Below are 22,241 nucleotides of genomic sequence, written 5' to 3'. Positions count from 1 at the left end.
ACCGCGTGTGGCGGGGGCGAGGAACCGGAACCGGAGCGCGTCAGGGCCGAGCAGCAATGTGATGACACGCTGTCGCCGGAGGCGGCGCGTGCTCTGGAGACGGTACTGAAGACGAAACGCTTCGACCAGGCTCCCCGGGGCGGTGTGGAGCGGACAGCGAATGACCTGGTCAGTGACCACGAAGCGGCCAAGGGGCTGACGCTGCACCGGCCCATGTGCCGTGCCGGCTCATCCACCGAAACGGACAGGGTGGACATCCGGTTCGGCCTCTACGTGGACGACGAGCTCTTCGGAGACGTCCATCCCCGAGGACTCCACCCTTACGACATGGGAGTGGAAGCGCAGTCCGGGCCGAGCAAGGCGTACCTCTTCGTCAGGTGCGTCAGCCCCCGGCTCGAAGGCTCCGGCAAGCGTCCCGCCCGCATCCGCGGAACGCTCGGCCACAACCGCTCCAAACTCCCCGACACCGCCCCCATCCGCGAAGCCCACCTCACCATCCTCCACTCCGCCACCCTCGCCGTCGTCCGCGAGCTCGGCTGTGAGAACGACGCCGGGCTGACCGAGAAGCCCGTTCTCAGGCCGCTGCCCGAGTAGGGCGGGCGTAGGTCCAAAGGGGGAACGCCGCATCCGTCCCGCGACAGGGGTCATCCCATGAGATGACCCTTACCCTGGGCCCATGAGCGCCCTCGAACCCCGTGAGACCGAGACCCCTGCCGGCCCGCCCGTCCCCGTGGCACCCCGGGGTTCCGTCCTGGACTCCGGTCATCGCGCGCTCAGTGTCGGCATCGTCTCCGTCGTTCTGCTGATCGCCTTCGAGGCGACGGCGGTCGGTACCGCCATGCCGGTCGCCGCGCGGGAGCTGGACGGCATATCGGTGTACGCGTTCGCGTTCTCCGCGTACTTCACGACCAGCCTCTTCGGCATGGTCGTCGCCGGGCAGTGGTCGGACCGGAACGGGCCGCTGCTGCCCGTGACGGCCGGGATGAGCGCGTTCGCGGCGGGGCTGCTGCTGTCGGGGACGGCCGGCGCGATGGGGGTGTTCGTCCTCGGGCGGGCGGTGCAGGGGCTCGGCGGCGGGCTGGTGATCGTCGCGTTGTACGTCGTCGTCAGCCGGGCGTACGAGGAGCACCTGCGGCCCGCGATCATGGCGGCCTTCGCCGCGAGCTGGGTGGTGCCGTCCGTGGTCGGGCCGCTCGCCGCCGGGACGATCACCGAGCACCTGGGGTGGCGGTGGGTCTTCGTCGGGATCCCCGCGCTGGTCGCGCTGCCGCTCGCCCTCGCGCTGCCGGCGATCCGGCGGACCGCCTCCGGGCCCGCCGATCCGTCGGCGCCGGTCGCGCCCTGGGACCGGCGGCGGATCCTGCTGGCGCTCGCGATCTCGGCGGGCGCGGGGCTCCTCCAGTACGCGGGGCAGGAGCTGCGCTGGCTGTCGCTGCTGCCCGCCGCCGTGGGCGCGGCGCTGCTCGTGCCGGCCGTGCGGGGGCTGCTGCCGCGCGGCACCGTGCGGGCGGCGCGCGGACTGCCGTCCGTGGTGCTGCTGCGCGGGGTGGCGGCCGGGTCGTTCATCGCGGCCGAGTCGTTCGTGCCGCTGATGCTGGTCACGCAGCGCGGGCTCAGCCCCACGCTCGCCGGGCTCTCGCTGGCGGTCGGCGGTCTGACCTGGGCGCTCGGCTCGTGGATCCAGTCGCGGCCGTGGACGGAGCCGTACCGGGAGCGGCTGGTCGTGCTCGGGATGCTGCTCGTGGCGGCCGCGATCGCCGCCGCGCCCGGCGTGCTGCTGCCGGGCGTGCCGGTGTGGGTGGTCGCCGTCGCCTGGGCCTTCGGCTGTCTCGGCATGGGCGTGGTGATCGCCTCGACGAGCGTGCTGCTGCTGAAGCTGTCGCCGCCGGAGGAGGCCGGCGCGAACTCGGCCGCGCTGCAGATCTCCGACGGGCTGTCGAACGTGCTGCTGCTCGCCGCCGGCGGCGCGGCGTTCGCGGCGCTCGGCGGCGGGGCGGTCGGGCACGCGGTCGGCGCCGCCGCGTCCGAGGCGTCCCACCCCGGCGCCTTCGCCGTGGTCTTCCTGCCGATGGCGGGGGTCGCGGCGGTGGGGGCGTGGGTGGCGACGCGGCTGCGGGGCGGGGCGGAAGGCCGATGACCCGAGTGGTACCACTCTGGCCCCAGCCGGTGGTACCGTTCTGGTATGGCCATGAACCTGCGTCTCCGTGACGACCAGACCGAAGCCCTCAAGCTCCGTGCCGAGCAGGAGGGCACCAGCATGCACGCCATACTCCTCCAGGCGGTCGACGACTACCTGGCACGTACCGCCCAGCAGGCGATCGTGCGGAAGACGGCCATGGAGCAGGCCGCCAAGTGGCACGAGCTGATGGAGCGCCTCAAGTGACGTGTGTCTACCTCAGTGCCGAGGATGTCCTGGTCATCGCCGGATACGCGGTCGATGACCAGGACATCGTCGTTCGGGACGCGGGGCTGCTCGAATCGGCCGTCCACCGGCCGTCGGCCGCCATGTTCGGCCAGGAGGCGTACCCGGGCCTCCTCGACAAGGCGGCGGCCCTCCTGCAGTCCCTCGTGATCAACCACCCGTTCTTCGACGGCAACAAGCGGACCGCCTGGCTGTCCTGCGTGACGTTCCTGGCGATGAACGGCATCCAGCTGCGGCCGGACATCGACGCGGCGGAACGACTCGTCATCGAGGTGGCCACGGGCCGCACCGACGAGGTGAAGACGATCGCCCAGGAGCTGCGCGCGCTGCTCGACCCGGAGGTCTGAGAACGGCCCCGTCCCGCCGCGCCCGGGCCGGCCCGCGGATGTGAGACTCGCCGCACGGCCCGAGGTCAGAGCGCCGGCCGCCCCGTGTTCGATCGAGGTTCCGGCCGCCCCGCCGGTAAGGTGGCCCGGTTGTCATATCTGGACGTCGTCTGGACGAGCGTCGAACCGTAAAGCGTCGAACCGTAACCGGAGATCGTGACTACCACCGCCACCTCCTCTCATCACCTCTCTCCCGCCTTCCCCGGCCGGGCTCCCTGGGGCACCGCCAACAAGCTGCGAGCCTGGCAGCAGGGCGCGATGGAGAAGTACATCCAGGAACAGCCGCGTGACTTCCTCGCCGTCGCCACCCCCGGCGCCGGCAAGACCACCTTCGCCCTGACCCTCGCGTCCTGGCTGCTGCACCACCACGTCGTGCAGCAGATCACGGTCGTCGCCCCCACCGAGCACCTGAAGAAGCAGTGGGCGGCCGCCGCCGCGCGGATAGGGATCAAGCTGGACCCGGAGTACAGCGCCGGGCCGCTCAGCAAGGAGTACGACGGCGTCGCCCTCACCTACGCCGGTGTCGGCGTGCGGCCCATGCTCCACCGCAACCGCTGCGAGCAGCGCAAGACCCTCGTGATCCTCGACGAGATCCACCACGCCGGTGACTCGAAGTCGTGGGGCGAGGCGTGCCTGGAGGCGTTCGACCCGGCCACCCGCCGGCTCGCCCTCACCGGCACCCCGTTCCGCTCCGACACCAACCCGATCCCCTTCGTGACGTACGAGGAGGGGAACGACGGCATCCGCCGCTCCTCCGCCGACTACACCTACGGCTACGGGAACGCGCTCGGCGACGGCGTCGTCCGGCCGGTCATCTTCCTCTCCTACAGCGGCAACATGCGCTGGCGCACCAAGGCCGGCGACGAGATCGCCGCCCGGCTCGGCGAGCCGATGACCAAGGACGCGGTGTCGCAGGCGTGGCGCACCGCGCTCGACCCGCGCGGCGAGTGGATGCCGAACGTGCTCCGCGCCGCCGACCAGCGCCTCACCGAGGTGCGGAAGTCCATCCCGGACGCGGGCGGCCTGGTGATCGCCTCCGACCAGGAATCGGCCCGCGCCTACGCCAAGCTGATCCGCGAGATCACCGGCACCAAGGCGACCCTGGTCCTCTCCGACGAGGCCGCCGCCTCGGACCGCATCGACGAGTTCAGCGAGTCCACCGACCGCTGGATGGTCGCCGTCCGCATGGTGTCCGAGGGCGTCGACGTGCCCCGCCTCGCCGTCGGCGTGTACGCCACCACCATCTCCACCCCGCTGTTCTTCGCGCAGGCCGTCGGCCGCTTCGTACGATCCCGCAGGCGCGGCGAGACCGCGTCCGTGTTCCTTCCCACCATCCCCAGCCTCCTCGGCTTCGCCACCGAGATGGAGGTCGAGCGCGACCACGTGCTCGACAAGCCGAAGAAGGAGGGCGAGGAGGACCCGTACGCCGAGTCCGAGAAGGAGCTCGCGGAGGCCGAGAAGCAGCAGGACGAGGACACCGGCGAGCAGGACATGCTGCCCTTCGAGGCGCTGGAGTCCGACGCCGTCTTCGACCGCGTCCTCTACAACGCCGCCGAGTTCGGCATGCAGGCCCACCCCGGCAGCGAGGAGGAGCAGGACTACCTCGGCATCCCCGGCCTCCTCGAACCCGACCAGGTGCAGCTCCTCCTCCAGAAGCGGCAGGCCCGGCAGATCGCGCACAGCCGCAAGCGCCCCGACAGCGAGGCGGACCTCCTGGAGCTTCCGGCCGAGCGGCGCCCCGTCGTTTCCCACAAGGAACTCCTCGAGCTGCGGAAACAGCTCAACACCATGGTCGGCGCCTACGTCCACCAGAGCGGCAAGCCGCACGGCGTGATCCACACCGAGCTGCGCCGGGTCTGCGGCGGCCCGCCGAGCGCCGAGGCCACCGCCGGGCAGATCCGCGAGCGGATCAAGAAGGTGCAGGAGTGGGCCACCCGGATGCGGTGAGCCCCCGGGGGAAGACAGGGGAGAGGCCCGTACGACGGCGGTCGTACGGGCCTCTCCGCCGTTCCGTGCGAAGCGGTACGGCACCGGGGCCGGCCCCCACGGACGGCCACCCGGCACCCTCCACGCTACGGGCACGACATAGCCGCATCTGTCAGCCAAAGTCCCGAGGAGGGCCGACGAAAGTCCTGAACCGTCCGCATCCGGTCGCCCGCGCCCGGATTCTGGACGAGGTCTTCCGCTGAGCGGAGCGGGTCGCTACTGTCCCGGCACAAAGCAACCGCCCCGTGGCAGCGCCGCCGCGGAGCGCAGCCGGTGTACCCCTTCCTGCCGGCGGCCTCTGACGTGCGTCGCCGACGGGACCGGCGCCGCGAACCCCGTGGGAGCCGCCGCCACTCACTTTCCGAAGGAGAGGGCGTCGTGACCGCGGAGACCTCCCAGACGCTCGACAGAGGGCTCAGAGTCCTCAAGCTGCTCGCCGACACCGACCACGGCCTGACCGTCACCGAGTTGTCCAACAAACTCGGCGTCAACCGGACCGTGGTCTACCGTCTGCTCGCCACCCTGGAACAGCACGCCCTCGTCCGCCGCGACCTCGGCGGCCGGGCCCGCGTCGGCCTCGGCGTGCTGCGCCTCGGCCGCCAGGTCCACCCGCTGGTGCGGGAGGCGGCCCTGCCCGCGCTGCGCTCGCTCGCCGAGGACATCGGCGCGACCGCGCACCTGACGCTCGTCGACGGGGCGGAGGCGCTCGCCGTCGCCGTCGTCGAGCCCACCTGGACCGACTACCACGTGGCCTACCGGGCCGGCTTCCGGCACCCGCTGGACCGGGGCGCGGCCGGGCGGGCGATCCTCGCCGCCCGCCAGGGCACCCTGATCGACCCCGGCTTCACCCTCACCCACGGCGAGCTGGAGGCCGGGGCGAGCGGGGCGGCGGCCCCGCTGGTCGGCGTGACCGGCATAGAGGGCAGCGTCGGTGTGGTCATGCTGGCGGACGCCGTGCCGGAGCGCGTCGGCCCCCGTGTCGTGGACGCCGCCCGCGAGGTCGCCGACGCCCTGCGGTAGCCGCCCCGCGCGCACCGGGTCCACCACGGCGGCCGCGGCTCAGCGGAGCAGCAGCTCCGCCGTCGCCGTGCGGCTGTGGTGGACCGACCGGCCCGTGCGGGCCGTGGCCAGCAGACCCGCCGCGCGCAGGGCCGCGGTGTGGGCCGAGACCGTGGCCGCCGACACCCCCAGCGCCCTGGCCAGCTCGGTCGTCGTCCGCGGCGCGGGCAGGGCGCGCAGCAGCGCGGCCCTCGTCGGGCCCAGGACGCCCGCCAGCGGCTCCTCGGGCCCGCCGGCGTCCTCTTCCGGTACGGGCGGCAGCCCCGGCCCCGCCGGGTACGCGACGACCACCGGCCGCCCCGGCCGGTCCTGCACCAGCGGCCCGCCCCGCCAGTGGAAGGTCGGCGCCAGCACCAGCCCCCGGCCCCCGAGGCGCACCTCCCGCACCGCGGCCCCGGCTCCGGCCGGCCACGTCCACACCCCGCCCTCGAAGACCGAACCCGGCGCCAGGGCCGCCAGCGCCGCGCCCAGCCCGCCCTCCGCCAGCGCCACCGCGTGCCGGGCGAACTCCGCCCGGTGCAGGTCCTGCACCCGCCCCCACACCGGCGCCAGGACCGCCCCGTACGCCGCCCGCTGTGCGGCGGCGAGCGTCCGCCAGCCCTCCGCCTCGCCCGCGTGCAGCGCCCTGATCCACGCCGGAGCCGGGCCGCGCCCCGCGTACACCCGCGCCAGCTCGGACCGTACGAGCTCCGGCGCCGCCGCCCTGATCTCCGCGAAGCCCTCCTCCCGGCTCCCGCCCCGCACGTCCAGGAAGACCGGGGCCGAGCCGCCCGGCACCAGATCGGCCAGCGGCGCCGCGGCCGCCGGCAGGGCCCGCGCGACCCTGGACCGCCACCTGCCGAAGAGCAGCCCCTCGTGCGGGGCGCCGAGCATCAGCAGCGCCGCGTGCAGCTCCGGCACCGGTGACGGGCGCGGCGCACACCGCACCCGGGCCAGGTCCTCCACCGTGAAACGCACCCGCAGCACGTCCCCACCCTCTCCGTCGACCCTCCCGCGCCCCGGGGCGAGCCTTCAGGGCACGGCCGAAAGGCTCGGCCCGGCGCGGGCCCGGGCTCCAGGATGCCGGTCATGAAGCCCCTCTCCCGCCGCACCCTCGCCAAGGCCGCGCTGCTCGGCGGCGCCTCCGCCGCCCACGCCGGCCCCGCCGCCCACGCCGCCGCCCCGTTCGTCCCGGTGCTGCCCGCGCCCACCGGCCCGCACCCCGTCGGCGTCGTCCGGCACGCCTTCACCGACCGGGGCCGCACCGACCCGTGGGACCCCGCCCGCGGCGCCCGGCAGGTCGTCGTCAGCGCCGTCTACCCGGCCCGGACCGTCGCCGGACTCCCGCGCGCCCCGCAGCTCACCGCCGCCGAGGCGGCCGCCTTCGGCCTGATCGCGCCCCTGGTCCGGGGGCTGCCGGCGGCCGGGGTCGACTGGGCCGGGACGCTGACCCACGCGCACGCCGGGGCCCCGCCGCTGCCGGGGCGCAGGCCCGTCGTGCTGTACACGCCCGGCGGCGGCGACGCCCGCACCCTCGGCAGCGGCCTCGCCGAGGAGCTGGCCGGCCACGGCGCGGTCGTCGTCCTCGTCGACCATCCCGGCGAGGCGACCCAGGTGGAGCTGCCCGACGGGACGGTCCGGGAGACCGTCCTGTTCGGGCCGCCGGACCCGGCGACCTTCCGCACCATGGTCGACACCCGCGTCGCCGACCTCCGGCTCGTCCTCGACCGGCTCGGTGAACTGCCGCTCGGTACCGTGCCCGACCCGCGCCGCACCGGGATCTACGGGCACTCCGCGGGCGGCACCGCCGCCGCGCTGCTCGCCGCCCGCGACCCGAGGATCCGGGCCGTCGCCGACCTGGAGGGCTATCTCGACCTGGAGCCCTGGCCGGGCCACCGGCCGCTGCTCCTGATGGACACCGAGGGCTTCGAGGGCGCCGAGCGGATCGCCCGCTCCTGGGCGGGCCTGCGGGCCCGGCGCCGCACCCTGCGCGCCGCGAACCACTGGGTCTTCACCGACCACGCGGCCGTCGTCCCCCAGGTGCACGCCGCCGGGCTCGTCACGGACGCGGTACGGGACGGGCTCGTCGGCCCGGGCGACGCGGCGGCGGCCTTCGCGACCGTCCGGCGGGAGCTGCGCGCCTTCTTCGGCGGGACCCTGGGCCGCACCGGCCGCTGACCCGTGCGGGGCCCCGGCGTCGCACCGGTCGCTGACCCGGCCCGTATCCGGGGCCCAGTAGATTGGACGCGTGCTCTCGCGTCTCTCCCGTATGCCCCGGTCCCGTGTGCTCGCCGCGTGCGCCGTGCCCGTCGTGGCGCTGGTCGCCGTGGCCGGGCTCGCGCCGCTGCCGTTCGCCATCGCCCAGCCCGGGACCACCGCCGACGTCCTGGGCAAGGACAAGGGCCGGGAGGTCATCACGATCACCGGCGCCCCGGTCCGCCCCACCACCGGCGAGCTGCGGATGACGACCATCCTCGCCACCGGCCCCGGCACCGACGTGGACCTCGCCGACGTCGCCGACGCCTGGTTCCGCACGGACCGGGCGGTGCTGCCGCACGACTCCGTGTACCCGCCGGGGAAGTCCGACGCCGAGATCGAGCGGCGGAACCTCGGGCAGATGAAGGAGTCCCAGGACGCGGCCGCCGTCGCCGCCCTGAACTACCTGAAGCTGGACCCGGCGAAGGTGAAGGTCGAGCTGCACCTCGCCGACGTCGGCGGACCCAGCGCCGGCCTGCTCTTCGCCCTCGGGGTCGTCGACAAGCTCGACGGCGACGGCGACGGCGGCGACCTCACCGGCGGGAAGACCGTCGCCGGCACGGGCACGATCGCGCCGGACGGGAAGGTCGGCGCGGTCGGCGGCGTCTCCCTCAAGACCCAGGCCGCCGCCCGCGACGGCGCCACCGTCTTCCTCGTGCCGAAGGACGAGTGCTCGGACGCGGAGGCCGAACTCCCGGACGGGATGCGGCTCGTGCCCGTCGCGTCCCTCAGCGACGCGATCGGGGCGCTTCGGGCGCTGGAGCAGGGTCAGGAGTCGAAGGTTCCGAGCTGCTGAGGGAGACCTTCTCGATGCCGCGCCAGGCGGGGAAGACCGCCGGCGCGAGCGTCACCAGCAGATAGAGCCCGGCGGTGCCGAGCAGCGTCGCCGTCAGGCCCGCCCGCTCCACCACCAGACCCGTCACCAGACCGCCCAGCGGGGTCGCCATCAGCACCCCCGCGGTGCTGGCACCGGCCACCCGGCTGCGCAGTTCCTCCGGCACCCGCTCGTACATCACGGTCGCGAGGATCGGGTTGAGCACCCCGGCCCCGAGCCCGCCCGCCACCGCCGTCACCAGCAGCGGCGCCACCGACGAGGTCGCCGCCGCCACCAGGTACATCGGGGCGCCCGCGAGGACGAAGCCCGCCGTGAGGACCGCCCGGCGCGGGTAGCGGTGGCCCACGGCCCCGTAGAGCAGCGCCGCGGCCAGCGCGGACCCCGCGAAGACGGCGACCACCGCACCCTGGGCGGCCGGGCCGCCCAGGTGCTCCTTCGCGTGCAGCGGCAGCAGCACCGAACTCCAGCTCAGGGCGAGCCCGTTGGTGACCATCACCAGCAGCATGACGCCGAGCATCAGCCGGTCGCCGAAGAGGTACGCGTACCCCTCCCGCAGGTCGGCGCGGTAGCGCGCGGCGGAGAGCGGCGGCCCGTCGCGGCGCGGGGCGGCGGCGGCGACCCGGCGCAGCCCGACGGCGGTGAGCACGGCGGAGGTGCCGAACGTGACCGCGTCCAGCAGCAGCACGGTGTCGGCGCCGACCACCGCGACCAGGACGCCCCCGAGCGCGGCGCCGCCCATCCTGGCCCCGCGGTTGACCGCGTCGAACAGGCTGGTGGCCCGGGCCAGCGGCGTCCCGGCGCGCGCCGCGAGGTCCGGCACCATGACGTACCGGGCGGTCTCGCCGGGGGCGTGGAACAGACCGCTGACGCCCATCAGCACGCACAGCAGCCCGTACGAGAGCAGCCCGGCGTGGTGCAGCAGCGGGATCGCGGCGAGGGCCGCCCCGCAGACCACGTCGGACGTGATCCCGACCCGGCGGCGCCCGATCCGGTCGACGACCGGCCCGCCCGCGATCGCCGAGAGCACGACCGGCAGCGCGGCACAGAAGGCGACGAAGCCGGCCTTCCCGGGGCTGCCGGTGGTCTCCAGGGCGAACCAGGGGACGCCGATGAGGGTGAGGGCGTTGCCGGCGATGGAGACGGCGTTGGCGGTCAGGACGGCGAACAGGGGCTTCTTGTCGAGCGGTTCGGTGGGCTCGGGCGCGTTCTTCACTTGTGGTCCCCCGGGGTGGGCGGGTGGGTGCGGCGGTGGTGGGCGGTGGCGCTGAGTTTCAGCCCCGCCGGCGTCTGAGGCGCGGGGTCCGGGGCGGAGCCCCGGTTACGGGAAGGGGCGGGATGGGGGAGGAGCCCCGCGCAGCGGCCCCCCCGTCACGCGTCACGCCCCCGTCACCCCTCCCGCTGCGGAAACGCGTGCAGGTGGAGCCGTACCCGCGCCGCGTCCGCCGCGTCCGCCTCCGGGTGGTCCCGGTACTCGTCGATCAGCGCGTGCAGCCGTTCGCCGAGGTCGCGCGCGACCGCCGGCGGCAGCCGCAGGGTGAAGTCGCTCATGTCGGAGGCGCCGGCCCAGACGGGGTCCCAGTCGTGGCGGGTGGCGATCCAGGTCGACAGCTCCTGGGTGTGGTGGGCGGCGACCTCGTGCAGGAGGAGGTCGGCGGCGCCCCGCACCGCCGGGTCGGTGTCGTGGTGCAGGGACTCGTCCCAGCTGATGCCCCGCTGGACGGCCCGCCACCACCGCTCCCGCCCCTTCCCGAGGCTCGGGTCGTCCTCGACGAAGCCGTGGGCGGCGAGCTGGCGGAGGTGGTAGCTGGTGGCGCCGCTGGACTCGCCGAGGCGTCCGGCGAGCCCGGAGGCGGTGGCGGGGCCGTCGTGGCGGAGGGAGCGGAGGAGCTGGATGCGGAGCGGGTGGGCGAGGCCGCGCAGGGACCGCGGGTCGAGCACGCGGGTGTCCTGCGGCCAGGGCGCCCGCCGGGGCTGAGGCTGCTCGTTCGGCATGGGTCGAGCGTAGGCATGCAAAGAACCCGTTGCAAGGGGTTCTTTGCAACGGGTTCTTCGGAACTACTCGGGCCTACTCCGGCGGCTCCCCGCCCGCCGCCTGCTCGACCAGCGGGATGATCCGCAGCGGCACCGCGTTCTCCATCACGATCGCCGTCGACGCCCGCACGATCCCCTCGAAGGCCACCACCTTGTCGATCACCCGCTGGAGGTCCGCGTTCGACCGGGCCACCAGCCGGCACAGCATGTCCCCGTGCCCGGTCGTCGTGTGCAGCTCCAGCACCTCGGGGACGGTGGCCAGGTGCTCCCGTACGTCCGCGCCCTGGCCCTGCTTGATCTCCAGCGTCGCGAAGGCCGTCACCGGATACCCCAGCGCCGCCGGGTCCACCTGCGGTCCGAAGCCGCGGATCACCCCGCTCGCCTGGAGCCGGTCCAGCCGCGCCTGGACGGTGCCGCGGGCCACCCCGAGCCGCCGCGAGGCCTCCAGGACGCCGATCCTCGGCTCCCTCGCCAGGAGCACGATCAGCCGCCCGTCCAAATGATCGATCGCCACAGCGCCCTCCGAATGGTCACGATGTACAAGTCGCCCGCCGATACTCGCTGGTCGCTGTACAGATTGACCACCCCTGCAGCGAACTATTGCGCACCTTGCGAGGCGGCGGGACCCTCCTTCCATGACTGAGACCCTTGACCACACCCCTTCCACCGCGCGTGAGGCCGACCCCTTCCCGGTGAAGGGCATGGACGCGGTCGTCTTCGCCGTCGGCAACGCCAAGCAGGCCGCGCACTACTACTCCACGGCCTTCGGCATGAAGCTGGTCGCCTACTCCGGACCGGAGAACGGCAGCCGCGAGACCGCCAGTTACGTCCTCACCAACGGCTCCGCCCGTTTCGTGTTCACCTCCGTCATCAAGGCGACCAGCGACTGGGGCCGTTTCCTCGACGAGCACGTCGCCGAGCACGGCGACGGCGTGATCGACCTGGCGATCGAGGTCCCCGACGCCCGCGCCGCGTACGCCCACGCCGTCGGGCAGGGCGCGACCGGCCTGGTGGAGCCGTACGAGCTGAAGGACGAGCACGGCACCGTCGTCCTCGCCGCCATCGCCACCTACGGCAAGACCCGCCACACCCTCGTCGAGCGCTCCGGCTACGACGGCCCGTACCTCCCCGGCTACGTCGCCGCCGCCCCGATCGTCGAGCCCCCGGCCAAGCGCACCTTCCAGGCCATCGACCACTGCGTCGGCAACGTCGAGCTCGGCAAGATGAACGAGTGGGTGACGTTCTACAACGACGTCATGGGCTTCACCAACATGAAGGAGTTCGTCGGCGACGACATCGCCACCGAGTACTCCGCCCTCATGTCGAAGGTCGTCGCGGACGGCACCAAGAAGGTGAAGTTCCCGATCAACGAGCCGGCGATCGCGAAGAAGAAGTCGCAGATCGACGAGTACCTGGAGTTCTACAACGGCCCGGGCGTCCAGCACATCGCCCTCGCCACCAACGACATCGTCGCCACCGTGCGCGCGATGCGCGCCGCCGGCGTCCAGTTCCTGTCCGTCCCGGACACGTACTACGACACCCTCGGCGAGTGGGTCGGCGACACCCGCGTGCCGATCGACGAGCTGCGCGAGCTGAAGATCCTCGCCGACCGCGACGAGGACGGCTACCTGCTCCAGATCTTCACCAAGCCGGTCCAGGACCGCCCGACCGTCTTCTTCGAGATGATCGAGCGCCACGGCTCCATGGGCTTCGGCAAGGGCAACTTCAAGGCCCTCTTCGAGGCCATCGAGCGCGAGCAGGAGAAGCGCGGCAACCTGTAGGGCCGGCGCGCGCGTCCGGGGCGGGGTCACGGGGCCCGCTCCGGACGCACCGTCACCCCTACGCCGCCTCCGCCTCCGTCGCCGCTCCCGGCTTCGGCGCCCCGTCCTTCCGCGCGCCCTTCGGCGCCCCGCCCTCGGGCAGCGCGTCCTTCGGCACCGCGGCCGGGTCCGGCTCGCCCAGCCCGGCCAGCGCCGCCTCGGCCCGGGGCGCGTGCAGCGGCGAGAACGACGGGTGGATCCGCAGCGCCTCCTCCAGGTGCCGCCGCGCCGGTCCCGTCCTCCCCAGCGCCCGCTCGATCTCGCCCAGGTGGTAGGTGTACGCGGCGCTGCGCAGCCCCTCGTCGGTGGCCCGCCGCGCGTACGGCAGCGCCTCCTCCGGCTCGCCCGCCCGGTACAGCGCCCAGCCCAGCGCGTCCGCCACCGCCACCGACCGGTGGCCCTTCGCCCACGCGGCCCGCAGCCGGACCACCGCCGCCCCCGGATCGCCGTGGTCCGCGTCAAGCAGCCCGAGCACCACCTCGGTCGACGGGGAGGCCCACCTCCCCTCCCGCAGCCGCCCGTACGCCGCCCGCGCGTCCCCGTCCAGGCCCAGTGCCTCCGCCAGCTCCCCGGACTCCAGGACGTACTCCGGCAGCGGCTGCCGGGCCAGCGCCGCCCGCCAGTCCCGCTGCGCCTCCTCGGTCCGCCCCAGGGCCGCCAGCGCCCGCGCCCGGCCCGCCAGCGCCGGACCGTGGTCCCTCACGAACCGCAGCGCCGTCCCGTACCGCTCCAGCGCCTCCGCCGGCTCGCCCCGCTCCCACGCGAACTGCCCGAGCCGGCTGTGCGCCGCCGCCCGCTCCGCGTCCGTCGCCGCCAGCGCCGCCGCGTCCAGGGCGGTGGCGTCGGCGTCCTCCCGCCACCCCCGGTCCCGGTAGACCTGCGCCGCCCGGCCCCGCACCACCGGCCCGCCGTACAGCTTCTCCAGGCTCTCCATCGCCTTCCGGGCCGCCGGGTAGTCCCCGAGCCCGTTGTACGCGTCGATGAGCAGCGGATACGTGTTCCACCGCCGCGGGGCCGCCGCGCGGACCCGCTCGCCCCACTCCTTCGCGCCCTTCCAGTCGCCCCGCGCCCCCGCGAGGACCCCGAGGCCGAGTTGCGCGTCCACGTTCCCCCGGGCGGCGGGGAGCGCGGCGAGCGACCGGTCCAGGGCCCGCTCGGCCCGCGGCAGATCCCGGGCGTCCCCGAGCCGGGTGCCCCGCTCCGTGTAGGCCGCGGCGAGCACCGCCCACGCGGCCGCGTCGTCCGGGTGCTCCGCCAGCCACCTCTCCCGGTCGCCGATCAGCGCCACCAGGTCCGGCAGGGCCGCCGGCGCGCCCGCGTGCGCCGCGGTCGCCGCACGCTCCGCGGGGCCCGGCGGCCGCGGCGGGGCGTCCCGGTCCAGGAACTCCGGCAGGTACAGCAGCGCCGTCGCCGCGAGCACCGCCGCCGCCCCGGAGGCCAGCACCACCCGCGACACGTTCTGGCTCTTCATCGCGCACATGCGCCTCACTGTGCGCCCGGCCGCGCTCGTACGAAGAGCACACCGACCGCCCGCCCCGGCGGGTTCACACCGATGGCCGTCGGTGCCAGGCTGGGGGCATGGACGATCTTCAGACGCTCCTCGCGGACCTCCGCGCCGGGCTCCCCGCCGACGCCGTCCTCACCGACCCCGACGTCACCGCCTCCTACGCCCACGACATGGCGAGCTTCTGCGCGGCCGGCACCCCCGCGGCCGTCGTGCTCCCGCGCACCGTCGAACAGGTCCAGCACGTGATGCGGACCGCGACCGCCCACCGCGTCCCGGTCGTGCCGCAGGGCGCCCGCACCGGACTCTCCGGGGGCGCCAACGCCTCCGAGGGCTGCGTCGTGCTCTCCCTCGTCAAGATGGACCGGATCCTGGAGATCGACCCGGTCGACCGGGTCGCCGTCGTCGAACCCGGCGTGATCAACGCCGTCCTGTCCCGCGCCGTCAACGAACACGGCCTGTACTACCCGCCGGACCCCTCCAGCTGGGAGTCCTGCACCATCGGCGGCAACATCGGCACCGCCTCCGGCGGCCTGTGCTGCGTCAAGTACGGCGTCACCGCCGAGTACGTCCTCGGCCTCGACGTCGTCCTCGCCGACGGCCGTCTCCTCACGACCGGCCGGCGCACCGCGAAGGGCGTCGCCGGATACGACCTCACCCGCCTCTTCGTCGGCTCCGAGGGCAGCCTCGGCATCGTCGTGAAGGCCGTTCTCGCCCTCCGCCCGCAGCCGCCCGCCCAGCTCGTCCTCGCCGCCGAGTTCCCGTCCACCGACGCCGCCTGCGCCGCCGTCTGCGCGATCATGGAGCGCGGCCACACGCCGTCGCTCCTCGAACTGATGGACCGCACCACCGTGCAGGCGGTCAACCGGACGGCGCGGATGGGCCTCCCCGAGACCACCGAGGCGCTCCTCCTCTGCGCCTTCGACACCCCCGACCCGGCCGCCGACCTCGCCGCCGTCGGCGCGCTGTGCACCGCCGCCGGCGCCACCGAGGTCGTCCCCGCCACCGACGCCGCCGAGTCCGAACTCCTCCTGCAGGCCCGCCGGCTCTCCCTCCCGGCCCTGGAGACCCTCAAGCCCGCCACGATGATCGACGACGTCTGCGTGCCCCGCACCCGGCTCGCCGAGATGCTCGCCGGCACCACCGCCATCGCCGAGAAGTACGCCCTCACCATCGGCGTCTGCGTCCACGCGGGCGACGGCAACACCCACCCCGTCGTCTGCTTCGACCACACCGACGAGGACGAGTCCCGGCGCGCCCGCGAGTCCTTCGACGCGATCATGGCGCTCGGCCTCTCCCTCGGCGGCACCATCACCGGCGAACACGGCGTCGGCGTCCTCAAGAAGGAGTGGCTGGCCCGCGAGCTCGGCCCGGTCGGCGTCGAACTCCAGCGGGAGATCAAGCGCGTCTTCGACCCGCTCGGGCTGCTCAACCCCGGAAAGCTCTTCTGAGCCCGTCCGTACGGACACGGGGTCGGGCTCACAGCTCGCCGTCCTGCGACTCGTCCGACGGCCACGGGTCGCGCAGCCACAGGTCGTCGCCGACCACGGTGGTCGCGAGCAGCTCCGCCAGCCCGTCGTCGATGCCCAGCCGCTCCGACTCGGTGCCCGGCGGGACCGCGCGCAGGGTCCGCTCCAGCCAGGCGGACACCTGCGCCGACGGGGCCTCCAGGAGCGCGTCGCCGTCGGGGGAGGAGAGGGCCATCAGGATGACGCTGCGGCCGTCGACCTTGGTCGGCCAGATCCGCACGTCCCCGTGACCGCAGGCCCGGAAGACGCCCTCGACCAGCAGCTCCCGGGCGAAGGTCCAGTTCACCGGGTGCTCCGAGCCGATGTGGAAGGTCATGTGCACCGCGTACGGGTCGTCGCTGCGGTACGCCAGCCGGGCCGGCACCGGGACCGAGCGCTCGGGGGACAGCACCAGCTTCAGCTCCAGCTCGCGCTCGACGGTGGTGTGCTCGGTGTTCCGCATGACTGAATGCCTCTCGCGTAGGGGCCCCGGACGGGCCTTCACCTGGAGAGAGCGCGGCGGACGCGGTTCATTACGCGACTTCGGGGAAGTTTTTTCGGGAAGTTTTTTCCGGCCGCCCCCACCCCCGGCCCCGGGCCCGAACCTCACGGGGAGTGAGTGATTCCGTCCTCCTTCGCGTGAAGGCGGGCTTTCTCGCGGGCTCTTTCCTCCCTGGCGGAGGTTCTTCGTTACTGTGCCTCCTTAGTGTGGTGACGGAACGTTGTGACTGAACGGAGTCGGGGCAGTGGCTACTCCTCCCGGAGGCGGCGGCGAGGTACCGCAGGCGGGGTACTACCCGGACCCGTCGATCCCCGGATACATCCGGTACTGGAACGGCGGCTCCTGGGTGCCGGGCACGAGCCGGCCCGCCCCCAAGGACGGCGAGGCCGCACCGGTCCCGCCCGCCTCGGCCATGCCGGCCGGGCCGATCCTCGCCCCGAGCCCCGCACCGGCCCCGGTGCCGGCCCCCGCTCCCGAACCCGCGCCGGCCGCCGCCCCCGCGCCGGCCCCCGTCGAGGAGACCGGGCCCGTCTTCCTCGACGAGGAACCCCCCGCCAGGGAACCGGCCACCGCCTGGCGCGCCGACGCCGCCCGGCAGTCCGGCCACGCGGACGCCCAGGACCGGCCGGCCGCCTGGAGCGCGCCCCGGCCCGCCGCGCCCGCGCCCGCCCCCGAGCCGTCGCCCGCGCCCGCCGTGCCCGACCCGAGGTCCCCGGTCGAGTGGCCGGCCGCCCCCGCGCAGGCCGAGGCGCCCGCGCCGGCCGCCGACCCCCGGCTCGCGAGCGCTCCCGCCCGCCTCGGCGGCATGCCGGTCACCCCGGCCCCCGCCGCGACCCCGAGCCCGGCCCCGGCCCCGGCTCCGGCGCCCGCCCAGGAGGCCCCCGCCCCGGCGCCCGCGCCCGTACAGCCCCGGCCTCAGCCGCCGGCCCACCCGCAGCCCCAGGCCCAGCCGCAGCCGTCGGCCCACCCGCACCCCCAGCCCCAGCCCCACGTCCAGCAGGCTGCGGCTCCGGCCCCCGCGCCCGCTCCGGCTCCCGCGCCCGCTCCGGCTCCCGCCGCGCCCTCCTGGGCCCAGCCGCAGCCGCCCGCCCCCTCCGCGCCGCAGGCGCAGCAGCCGGTCGTGCCGTGGAAGCCGCCGGTCGAGGACCCCTTCCTCAAGGCCGCGCGCGAGCAGTCGTCCGCGCCGCCGGCCGGGCTCGGCCGCCGGCTCCTCGCCCGGGTGCTCGACACCCTCCTCCTCGGCGCGATGGCCGCCGGCGCCGGCTACCCCTTCGTCACCGCCGCCCTCGACCACATCCAGGAGAAGATCGAGGCCGCCAAGCGGTCCGGCGTCACCGTCCAGGTGTGGCTCGTCGACGGCACGACCTCGGTCCAGTTCGGCATCGCGCTCGGCCTGATGCTCGTCCTCGGCCTGCTCTACGAGGCGCTGCCCACCGCCAAGTGGGGCCGCACGCTCGGCAAGAAGCTGTGCGGGATCCAGGTCCGGGACATCGAGGCGCACGAGCCGCCGACCTTCGGCCGGGCGCTGCGCCGCTGGTTCCTGTACACCTTCCTCGGGGTGCTGGTGATCGGCGTGCTCAACGTGGTCTGGTGCGTCTTCGACCGCCCGTGGCGGCAGTGCTGGCACGACAAGGCGGCCGGCACCTTCGTCGCCCGGGCCTGAGCCCGCCGACCCGCCGGGGGAGCCGGTCCCCCGAACGGGGGCCCAGCCGTTGCGGGCCCCCGGCGGCCGGGATGCGATGCCCCCATGAGCACCGACCAGCCGCCGCCCGGCCCGCCCCCCGACGACGACCCGTTCGCCAAGCGGCCGCCGGAGCCGCCCCAGGGCCCGCCGCCGGGGCCCCCGCCGCCCGGCAGCCCGTACGACAACCCGTATCCGCCCCCGCCCCCGTACGGCGGTTACGGCGGCGGTTACGGCGGCAGCGACCCGCTCTCCGGGATGCCGCCGCTCGCCGAGACCGGGCGCCGGGTCCTCGCCCGGCTCATCGACTGGGTGATCATCGCGGTGCCGCTGGCCATCATCGGCATCCCGTTCGACATCTACGACCGGGCGACGGTCGACGGCGACGACTTCCAGGCCACCTGGACCGGCGGCGGCCAACTGGTCTTCCAGCTGCTCACGATCGTCGCCTACGTCACGTACGACACCGTGCTCACGGCACAGCGCGGACAGACCGTCGGCAAGCGGCTGATGAAGCTGCGCGTCGCCATGCTCAACGACGGCTCCACGCCCCCGATGAGCCAGTCGCTGCTGCGCGCGATCGTGCTCTGGCTGCCGGCGCTGATCTGCTGCGCCTGCCTGTGGCCGCTGCTCATCCTGATCCTGATCATGGTCGACAAGCCCTACAAGCAGGGCCTGCACGACAAGGCGGCGAAGACGGTGGTCGTCACCGTGCCCCAGTAGTTCACGGCCGGCACCGCCGGCGGCACGGACGGAGTCTCACGGACCGGTCCGGGTATCGGCTCCCGCGCCCACCTGCGCGGCCGGTACCCGGACCGCGTCGTTCCCGGTCCTGGCGCCGGTCTCGGCGGGGGTCTTGACGGGGCGCGTCCCCGCGGGCATCGTCACCGCCACGAGGACGCCGAGGAGCAGGCCGGCGAGGCAGGCCACGGCGATGCCGAGGGGTGCGGTGGCGCCGGTCAGGAGCAGGAGCGCGGCGGTCGCGAGGACGACGACGGCCGAACCGTAGGCGTACTGCGCTGCGTTCGGTCGCTGCATGACGGATACCGCCCCTCCGGACTCGCTGTCGACTCTACGACGCTCGATGCCCGGGCGGAACGGCGGGTAAGCGTGACCTGACCCACGGTGCCGGAGCACGGGGGGCGCACGGGTGGCACGGGGTGGGCACGGGGCGGTCCCGAACGGCCTCGCGCACGCGAACTTCCCCGGGTCGTAACCGGCTTGACCGTCCGCATATCGGATGTCGACACCCGCATAGTGCACTTGGTGTGTGCAAGTCAAGATCTGTCTTTTCTCGTCTCTCTCCGGTCGAATGTCGTCACTTGTGACGCGCGCCCTGTCGGACGGGACACCCCACCTCCTGGTCCCGAGGCGTGGGCGCCGGGGAGGAACGACACCAAGTGACCAACAGACGACGGGCCATGCGGGCGTCCGCGGTCGTCGTGGCGCTCGCGGCCACCGCCGCCACCGCCTCGACCTTCAGCACCGCCTGGGCGAACGAGGACGGCAGGATCTCGGCGGCGGACGTCCGCCACGACCCGGCTCCGGGCAACGACGCCGAGAAGACCACGGTCGACCACGACCTCGAAGGCCCCTTCAGCGAGCAGCAGGCGCAGCAGCGCAAGGCCGCCCTGGAGCAGGTCCTCAAGGGCGAGGCCAAGGTCGAGCGCCGCGGGGGCTCGCAGGTCGTGAAGCTCGACGCGAAGAAGTACGTCGAGCTCGGCCGCGAGAAGACCGACAAGATCTTCACCATCCTCGTCGAGTTCGGCGACCAGGTGGACACCACCACCCTCGTCGACCGCAAGGACGACGACACGACCGAGCTGAAGCCGAAGTACGGCGGCACGCCCGGCCCGCTGCACAACCAGATAGCCGAGCCGGACCGGGCGAAGGACAACTCCACCGCCTGGCAGCCCGACTACGACCAGAAGCACTTCCAGGACCTGTACTTCGGCTCCGGCAAGGACCCGAAGACGGGCCAGCAGAAGCACTCGCTGAAGACCTACTACGAGCGCACCTCGTCCGGCCGCTACTCGGTCGACGGCGCGGTCTCCGACTGGGTCAAGGTGCCGTACAACGAGGCCCGTTACGGCTCCAACTACTGCGGCGAGAAGAACTGCGCCAACGTCTGGGACACCGTCCGCGACGGCGTCAACGCCTGGGTCGCCGACCAGAAGGCCCAGGGCAAGACCGACGCGGAGATCAAGGCCGCCCTGGCCTCCTACGACCAGTGGGACCGCTACGACTTCGACGCCGACGGCAACTTCAACGAGGCCGACGGCTATATCGACCACTTCCAGATCGTCCACGCGGGCGAGGACGAGTCCGCGGGCGGCGGCGTCCAGGGCACCGACGCCCTGTGGGCCCACCGCTGGTACGCCTACGGCACCAGCGCGGGCAAGACCGGTCCGGCGAACAACAAGGCCGGCGGCACCCCGATCGGCGACACCGGCATCTGGGTCGGCGACTACACGATGCAGCCGGAGAACGGCGGCCTCGGCGTCTTCGCCCACGAGTACGGCCACGACCTCGGCCTGCCGGACCTGTACGACACCGCGGGCGGCGAGAACTCGACCGGCTACTGGTCGCTGATGTCCTCCGGCTCCTGGCTGGGCCTGGGCAAGGACTCCATCGGCGACATGCCCGGCGACATGAACGCCTGGGACAAGCTCCAGCTCGGCTGGCTCAACTACACCAAGGTGAGCGACGAGCTGCGCGCCTCCAAGACCACCCACAAGCTGGGTGTGGCGGAGTACAACACCAAGAACCCGCAGGCGCTCGTCGTCGAGCTGCCGAAGAAGGCCGTCACCACCGAGATCGTCGCCCCCGCGGAGGGCGCGGCGCAGTGGTGGAGCGACATGGGTGACGACCTCAAGAACACCCTCACCCGCTCCGTCGACCTGACGGGCAAGTCTGCCGCCTCCCTGGAACTCCAGGGCTGGTACGACATCGAGGCCGAGTACGACTACCTCTACACCGAGGTGTCGACGGACGGCGGCGCCAACTGGACCGCCGTGGACGGCACCGCCGACGGCGTGGCCCTCCCGCGCGACGCGGCCGGCTCCCCGGCGCTGACCGACGTCTCGGGCGCCCACAAGAAGCTCGTCTACGACCTCTCGGCGTACGCGGGCAAGAAGTTCGACCTCCGCTTCCGCTACCAGACGGACGGCGGCGCGGGCGGCAAGGGCTTCACCGCCGACGCCATCACGCTGACCGCCGACGGCGCCACCGTCTTCGCGGACGGCGCGGAGAACGGTGACAACGGCTGGACGCCGAAGGGCTTCTCGCGGGTCGGCAAGGGCTTCACCAACGAGTACGAGCAGTACTACATCGCCGAGAACCGCCAGTACGTCTCGTACGACGCCACCCTCAAGGTCGGCCCGTACAACTTCGGCTTCACCGGCGACAAGGCGAGCTGGGTCGAGCACTACCCGTACCAGAACGGGCTGCTCATCTGGAAGTGGGACCTGTCCCAGAAGGACAACAACACCTCCCAGCACCCGGGCCAGGGTCTGATCCTCCCGATCGACGCCCACCCGACCCCGCTGAAGTGGAACGACGGCACGCTGATGCGCAACCGCGTCCAGGCGTACGACTCCCCCTTCGGAACGTACCGGACGGACGCTTTCCAGCTGCACCTCAAGGACGTCCCGACCTGGATCGGCTCGCAGCCGGGCAACCGGGTCTTCGACGACCGCAAGGGCACGTACTGGTTCCAGGAGACCGCGCGCGCCGGCGTGAAGGTCACTGACACCAACACCAAGATCGAGGTCGTCAAGGAGCCGAAGAACGGCCAGACGATCACGGTCCGCGTGGGTCCGTCGACCAAGTAGTCGGTAAACCCGCAGGTCACAGCATGATCGGCCGTCGCCCTCTAGCGGGCGGCGGCCGATCGTGTTTAGGTGCGTCTGACCGCGTTCTTATTGACAGCCGACTCACGGGGGAGTGGTTCCGCATGCCCGGTGGAGGGTTCTGCAAGATGCCGGGAGGCAGTGTGGTGGTCGCGATAGGGCTGCCCAGCCCGGCCGGGGACGGCGCGACCGTACGCTTCCTCGTCCACGCCGCCAACCGCGCCAGGGCCCTGACCAGGCTCCGAAACCTGGGCCTGCGGTCGGTTTACCTGCGGGGGAACGCCGAGCCGCCCACGCCGGACGAGATCACGGCGGTGCTGCACCACCCGGACGGGCTGCTGTGGAGATCCACGCCGGGCGCCGCCCAGGAGCTGTGGCACCCGGCCCGCACCCTGCCGAGGGCCCCGGCGGCCTGACCGCC

The 22,241-nt window shown here is 73.7% G+C and carries 21 protein-coding genes; 14 read left to right on the top strand and 7 right to left on the bottom strand.

The annotated features are described in order from the left end of the window. The first annotated feature begins 327 nt into the window (after positions 1-327). The 6 genes from ABFY03_RS14725 (at position 328) to ABFY03_RS14700 (ending at position 5,814) form a co-directional block, all read left to right on the top strand. Complete coding sequence (locus ABFY03_RS14725) at positions 328-594, top strand: hypothetical protein (RefSeq protein ID WP_319009370.1); 267 nt, start codon at positions 328-330, stop codon at positions 592-594. An 82-nt stretch (positions 595-676) separates the two neighbouring features. Then, positions 677-2,137, top strand: coding sequence for an MFS transporter (locus ABFY03_RS14720; protein WP_346170088.1), 1,461 nt, complete (start codon positions 677-679; stop codon positions 2,135-2,137). Between the two features lie 45 nt (positions 2,138-2,182). Then, entirely contained in the window at positions 2,183-2,383 is a 201-nt protein-coding gene (locus ABFY03_RS14715; protein ID WP_030221768.1) for a ribbon-helix-helix protein, CopG family, read from the top strand. Continuing rightward, a complete protein-coding gene (locus ABFY03_RS14710; protein WP_346170087.1) occupies positions 2,380-2,769 on the top strand; it encodes a type II toxin-antitoxin system death-on-curing family toxin in 390 nt (129 codons plus the stop codon). Before ABFY03_RS14715 ends, ABFY03_RS14710 begins: the two co-directional genes overlap by 4 nt. Before the next feature lie 192 nt (positions 2,770-2,961). After that, positions 2,962-4,755 (top strand): DEAD/DEAH box helicase, encoded by a 1,794-nt coding sequence (locus ABFY03_RS14705; protein WP_037879424.1) that lies wholly within the window; start codon positions 2,962-2,964, stop codon positions 4,753-4,755. Between the two features lie 417 nt (positions 4,756-5,172). After that, positions 5,173-5,814 (top strand): IclR family transcriptional regulator, encoded by a 642-nt coding sequence (locus ABFY03_RS14700; RefSeq protein ID WP_189847334.1) that lies wholly within the window; start codon positions 5,173-5,175, stop codon positions 5,812-5,814. A gap of 39 nt (positions 5,815-5,853) precedes the next feature. On the opposite strand, the gene ABFY03_RS14695 is transcribed toward ABFY03_RS14700, so the two are convergent. Then, entirely contained in the window at positions 5,854-6,819 is a 966-nt protein-coding gene (locus ABFY03_RS14695; protein WP_346170086.1) for a helix-turn-helix domain-containing protein, read from the bottom strand. A 102-nt stretch (positions 6,820-6,921) separates the two neighbouring features. Here ABFY03_RS14695 and ABFY03_RS14690 point away from each other — a divergent pair, with 102 nt between their 5' ends. Next, a complete protein-coding gene (locus tag ABFY03_RS14690) occupies positions 6,922-8,010 on the top strand; it encodes an alpha/beta hydrolase (protein ID WP_346170085.1) in 1,089 nt (362 codons plus the stop codon). A 91-nt stretch (positions 8,011-8,101) separates the two neighbouring features. Next, a complete protein-coding gene (locus ABFY03_RS14685; protein WP_319009415.1) occupies positions 8,102-8,884 on the top strand; it encodes a S16 family serine protease in 783 nt (260 codons plus the stop codon). Here the strand turns inward: ABFY03_RS14685 and ABFY03_RS14680 are convergent. From ABFY03_RS14680 to ABFY03_RS14670, 3 genes are all read right to left on the bottom strand, one after another. Then, complete coding sequence (locus ABFY03_RS14680) at positions 8,817-10,136, bottom strand: MFS transporter (RefSeq protein WP_319009365.1); 1,320 nt, start codon at positions 10,134-10,136, stop codon at positions 8,817-8,819. The genes ABFY03_RS14685 and ABFY03_RS14680 overlap by 68 nt on opposite strands. Before the next feature lie 173 nt (positions 10,137-10,309). Further along, positions 10,310-10,915 carry a helix-turn-helix domain-containing protein gene (locus tag ABFY03_RS14675; protein ID WP_346170084.1) on the bottom strand — a complete coding sequence of 202 codons (606 nt, stop codon included), beginning with the start codon at positions 10,913-10,915 and terminating at the stop codon, positions 10,310-10,312. A 73-nt stretch (positions 10,916-10,988) separates the two neighbouring features. After that, positions 10,989-11,468 carry an Lrp/AsnC family transcriptional regulator gene (locus ABFY03_RS14670; RefSeq protein ID WP_319009363.1) on the bottom strand — a complete coding sequence of 160 codons (480 nt, stop codon included), beginning with the start codon at positions 11,466-11,468 and terminating at the stop codon, positions 10,989-10,991. Positions 11,469-11,589: 121 nt separating this feature from the next. Here ABFY03_RS14670 and hppD point away from each other — a divergent pair, with 121 nt between their 5' ends. Beyond that, entirely contained in the window at positions 11,590-12,735 is a 1,146-nt protein-coding gene (gene hppD / locus ABFY03_RS14665; protein WP_319009362.1) for a 4-hydroxyphenylpyruvate dioxygenase, read from the top strand. Positions 12,736-12,793: 58 nt separating this feature from the next. Here hppD and ABFY03_RS14660 read toward each other — a convergent pair whose 3' ends face one another. Beyond that, positions 12,794-14,254, bottom strand: coding sequence for a tetratricopeptide repeat protein (locus tag ABFY03_RS14660; RefSeq protein ID WP_346170083.1), 1,461 nt, complete (start codon positions 14,252-14,254; stop codon positions 12,794-12,796). 98 nt (positions 14,255-14,352) lie between these two features. On the opposite strand from ABFY03_RS14660, the gene ABFY03_RS14655 reads away from it, so the two are divergent. Next, positions 14,353-15,729, top strand: a complete 1,377-nt coding sequence (locus ABFY03_RS14655) for an FAD-binding oxidoreductase (RefSeq protein ID WP_319009360.1) — start codon at positions 14,353-14,355, stop codon at positions 15,727-15,729. Positions 15,730-15,757: 28 nt separating this feature from the next. Here the strand turns inward: ABFY03_RS14655 and ABFY03_RS14650 are convergent, their stop codons facing one another. Continuing rightward, positions 15,758-16,249, bottom strand: coding sequence for an SsgA family sporulation/cell division regulator (locus ABFY03_RS14650; protein ID WP_319009359.1), 492 nt, complete (start codon positions 16,247-16,249; stop codon positions 15,758-15,760). Between the two features lie 283 nt (positions 16,250-16,532). Here ABFY03_RS14650 and ABFY03_RS14645 point away from each other — a divergent pair, with 283 nt between their 5' ends. Beyond that, on the top strand, positions 16,533-17,951 hold the full coding sequence (locus ABFY03_RS14645) for an RDD family protein (RefSeq protein ID WP_346170082.1): 1,419 nt from the start codon (positions 16,533-16,535) through the stop codon (positions 17,949-17,951). 84 nt (positions 17,952-18,035) lie between these two features. Continuing rightward, a complete protein-coding gene (locus ABFY03_RS14640) occupies positions 18,036-18,692 on the top strand; it encodes an RDD family protein (protein WP_319009357.1) in 657 nt (218 codons plus the stop codon). A 36-nt stretch (positions 18,693-18,728) separates the two neighbouring features. Here ABFY03_RS14640 and ABFY03_RS14635 read toward each other — a convergent pair whose 3' ends face one another. After that, a complete protein-coding gene (locus ABFY03_RS14635; protein ID WP_319009356.1) occupies positions 18,729-19,007 on the bottom strand; it encodes a hypothetical protein in 279 nt (92 codons plus the stop codon). 362 nt (positions 19,008-19,369) lie between these two features. Between ABFY03_RS14635 and ABFY03_RS14630 the strand changes: the two genes are divergently transcribed. Together ABFY03_RS14630 and ABFY03_RS14625 are read left to right on the top strand one after the other, a co-directional pair. Next, a complete protein-coding gene (locus tag ABFY03_RS14630; RefSeq protein ID WP_346170081.1) occupies positions 19,370-21,802 on the top strand; it encodes an immune inhibitor A domain-containing protein in 2,433 nt (810 codons plus the stop codon). 122 nt (positions 21,803-21,924) lie between these two features. Continuing rightward, positions 21,925-22,236 carry a hypothetical protein gene (locus ABFY03_RS14625; RefSeq protein WP_319009354.1) on the top strand — a complete coding sequence of 104 codons (312 nt, stop codon included), beginning with the start codon at positions 21,925-21,927 and terminating at the stop codon, positions 22,234-22,236. Positions 22,237-22,241 lie beyond the last annotated feature (5 nt).

Origin of the sequence: Streptomyces roseofulvus, assembly GCF_039534915.1 — a bacterium.
GTDB classification, from domain to species: domain Bacteria; phylum Actinomycetota; class Actinomycetes; order Streptomycetales; family Streptomycetaceae; genus Streptomyces; species Streptomyces roseofulvus.
The sequence above is the reverse complement of the archived record's forward strand: the minus strand, read 5'-3'. Positions and strand labels throughout refer to the sequence as shown.

Bases quoted from the DNA above. Each gene is read 5' to 3' on its own strand.
- ABFY03_RS14725 (WP_319009370.1), top strand. From the start codon at position 328: ATGGGAGTGGAAGCGCAGTCCGGGCCGAGCAAGGCGTACCTCTTCGTC.
- ABFY03_RS14675 (WP_346170084.1), bottom strand. From the start codon at position 10,915: ATGCCGAACGAGCAGCCTCAGCCCCGGCGGGCGCCCTGGCCGCAGGAC.
- ABFY03_RS14690 (WP_346170085.1), top strand. From the start codon at position 6,922: ATGAAGCCCCTCTCCCGCCGCACCCTCGCCAAGGCCGCGCTGCTCGGC.
- ABFY03_RS14660 (WP_346170083.1), bottom strand. From the start codon at position 14,254: ATGTGCGCGATGAAGAGCCAGAACGTGTCGCGGGTGGTGCTGGCCTCC.
- ABFY03_RS14625 (WP_319009354.1), top strand. From the start codon at position 21,925: ATGCCCGGTGGAGGGTTCTGCAAGATGCCGGGAGGCAGTGTGGTGGTC.
- ABFY03_RS14685 (WP_319009415.1), top strand. From the start codon at position 8,102: ATGCCCCGGTCCCGTGTGCTCGCCGCGTGCGCCGTGCCCGTCGTGGCG.
- ABFY03_RS14640 (WP_319009357.1), top strand. From the start codon at position 18,036: ATGAGCACCGACCAGCCGCCGCCCGGCCCGCCCCCCGACGACGACCCG.
- ABFY03_RS14635 (WP_319009356.1), bottom strand. From the start codon at position 19,007: ATGCAGCGACCGAACGCAGCGCAGTACGCCTACGGTTCGGCCGTCGTC.
- ABFY03_RS14655 (WP_319009360.1), top strand. From the start codon at position 14,353: ATGGACGATCTTCAGACGCTCCTCGCGGACCTCCGCGCCGGGCTCCCC.
- hppD (WP_319009362.1), top strand. From the start codon at position 11,590: ATGACTGAGACCCTTGACCACACCCCTTCCACCGCGCGTGAGGCCGAC.
- ABFY03_RS14715 (WP_030221768.1), top strand. From the start codon at position 2,183: ATGGCCATGAACCTGCGTCTCCGTGACGACCAGACCGAAGCCCTCAAG.
- ABFY03_RS14650 (WP_319009359.1), bottom strand. From the start codon at position 16,249: ATGCGGAACACCGAGCACACCACCGTCGAGCGCGAGCTGGAGCTGAAG.
- ABFY03_RS14720 (WP_346170088.1), top strand. From the start codon at position 677: ATGAGCGCCCTCGAACCCCGTGAGACCGAGACCCCTGCCGGCCCGCCC.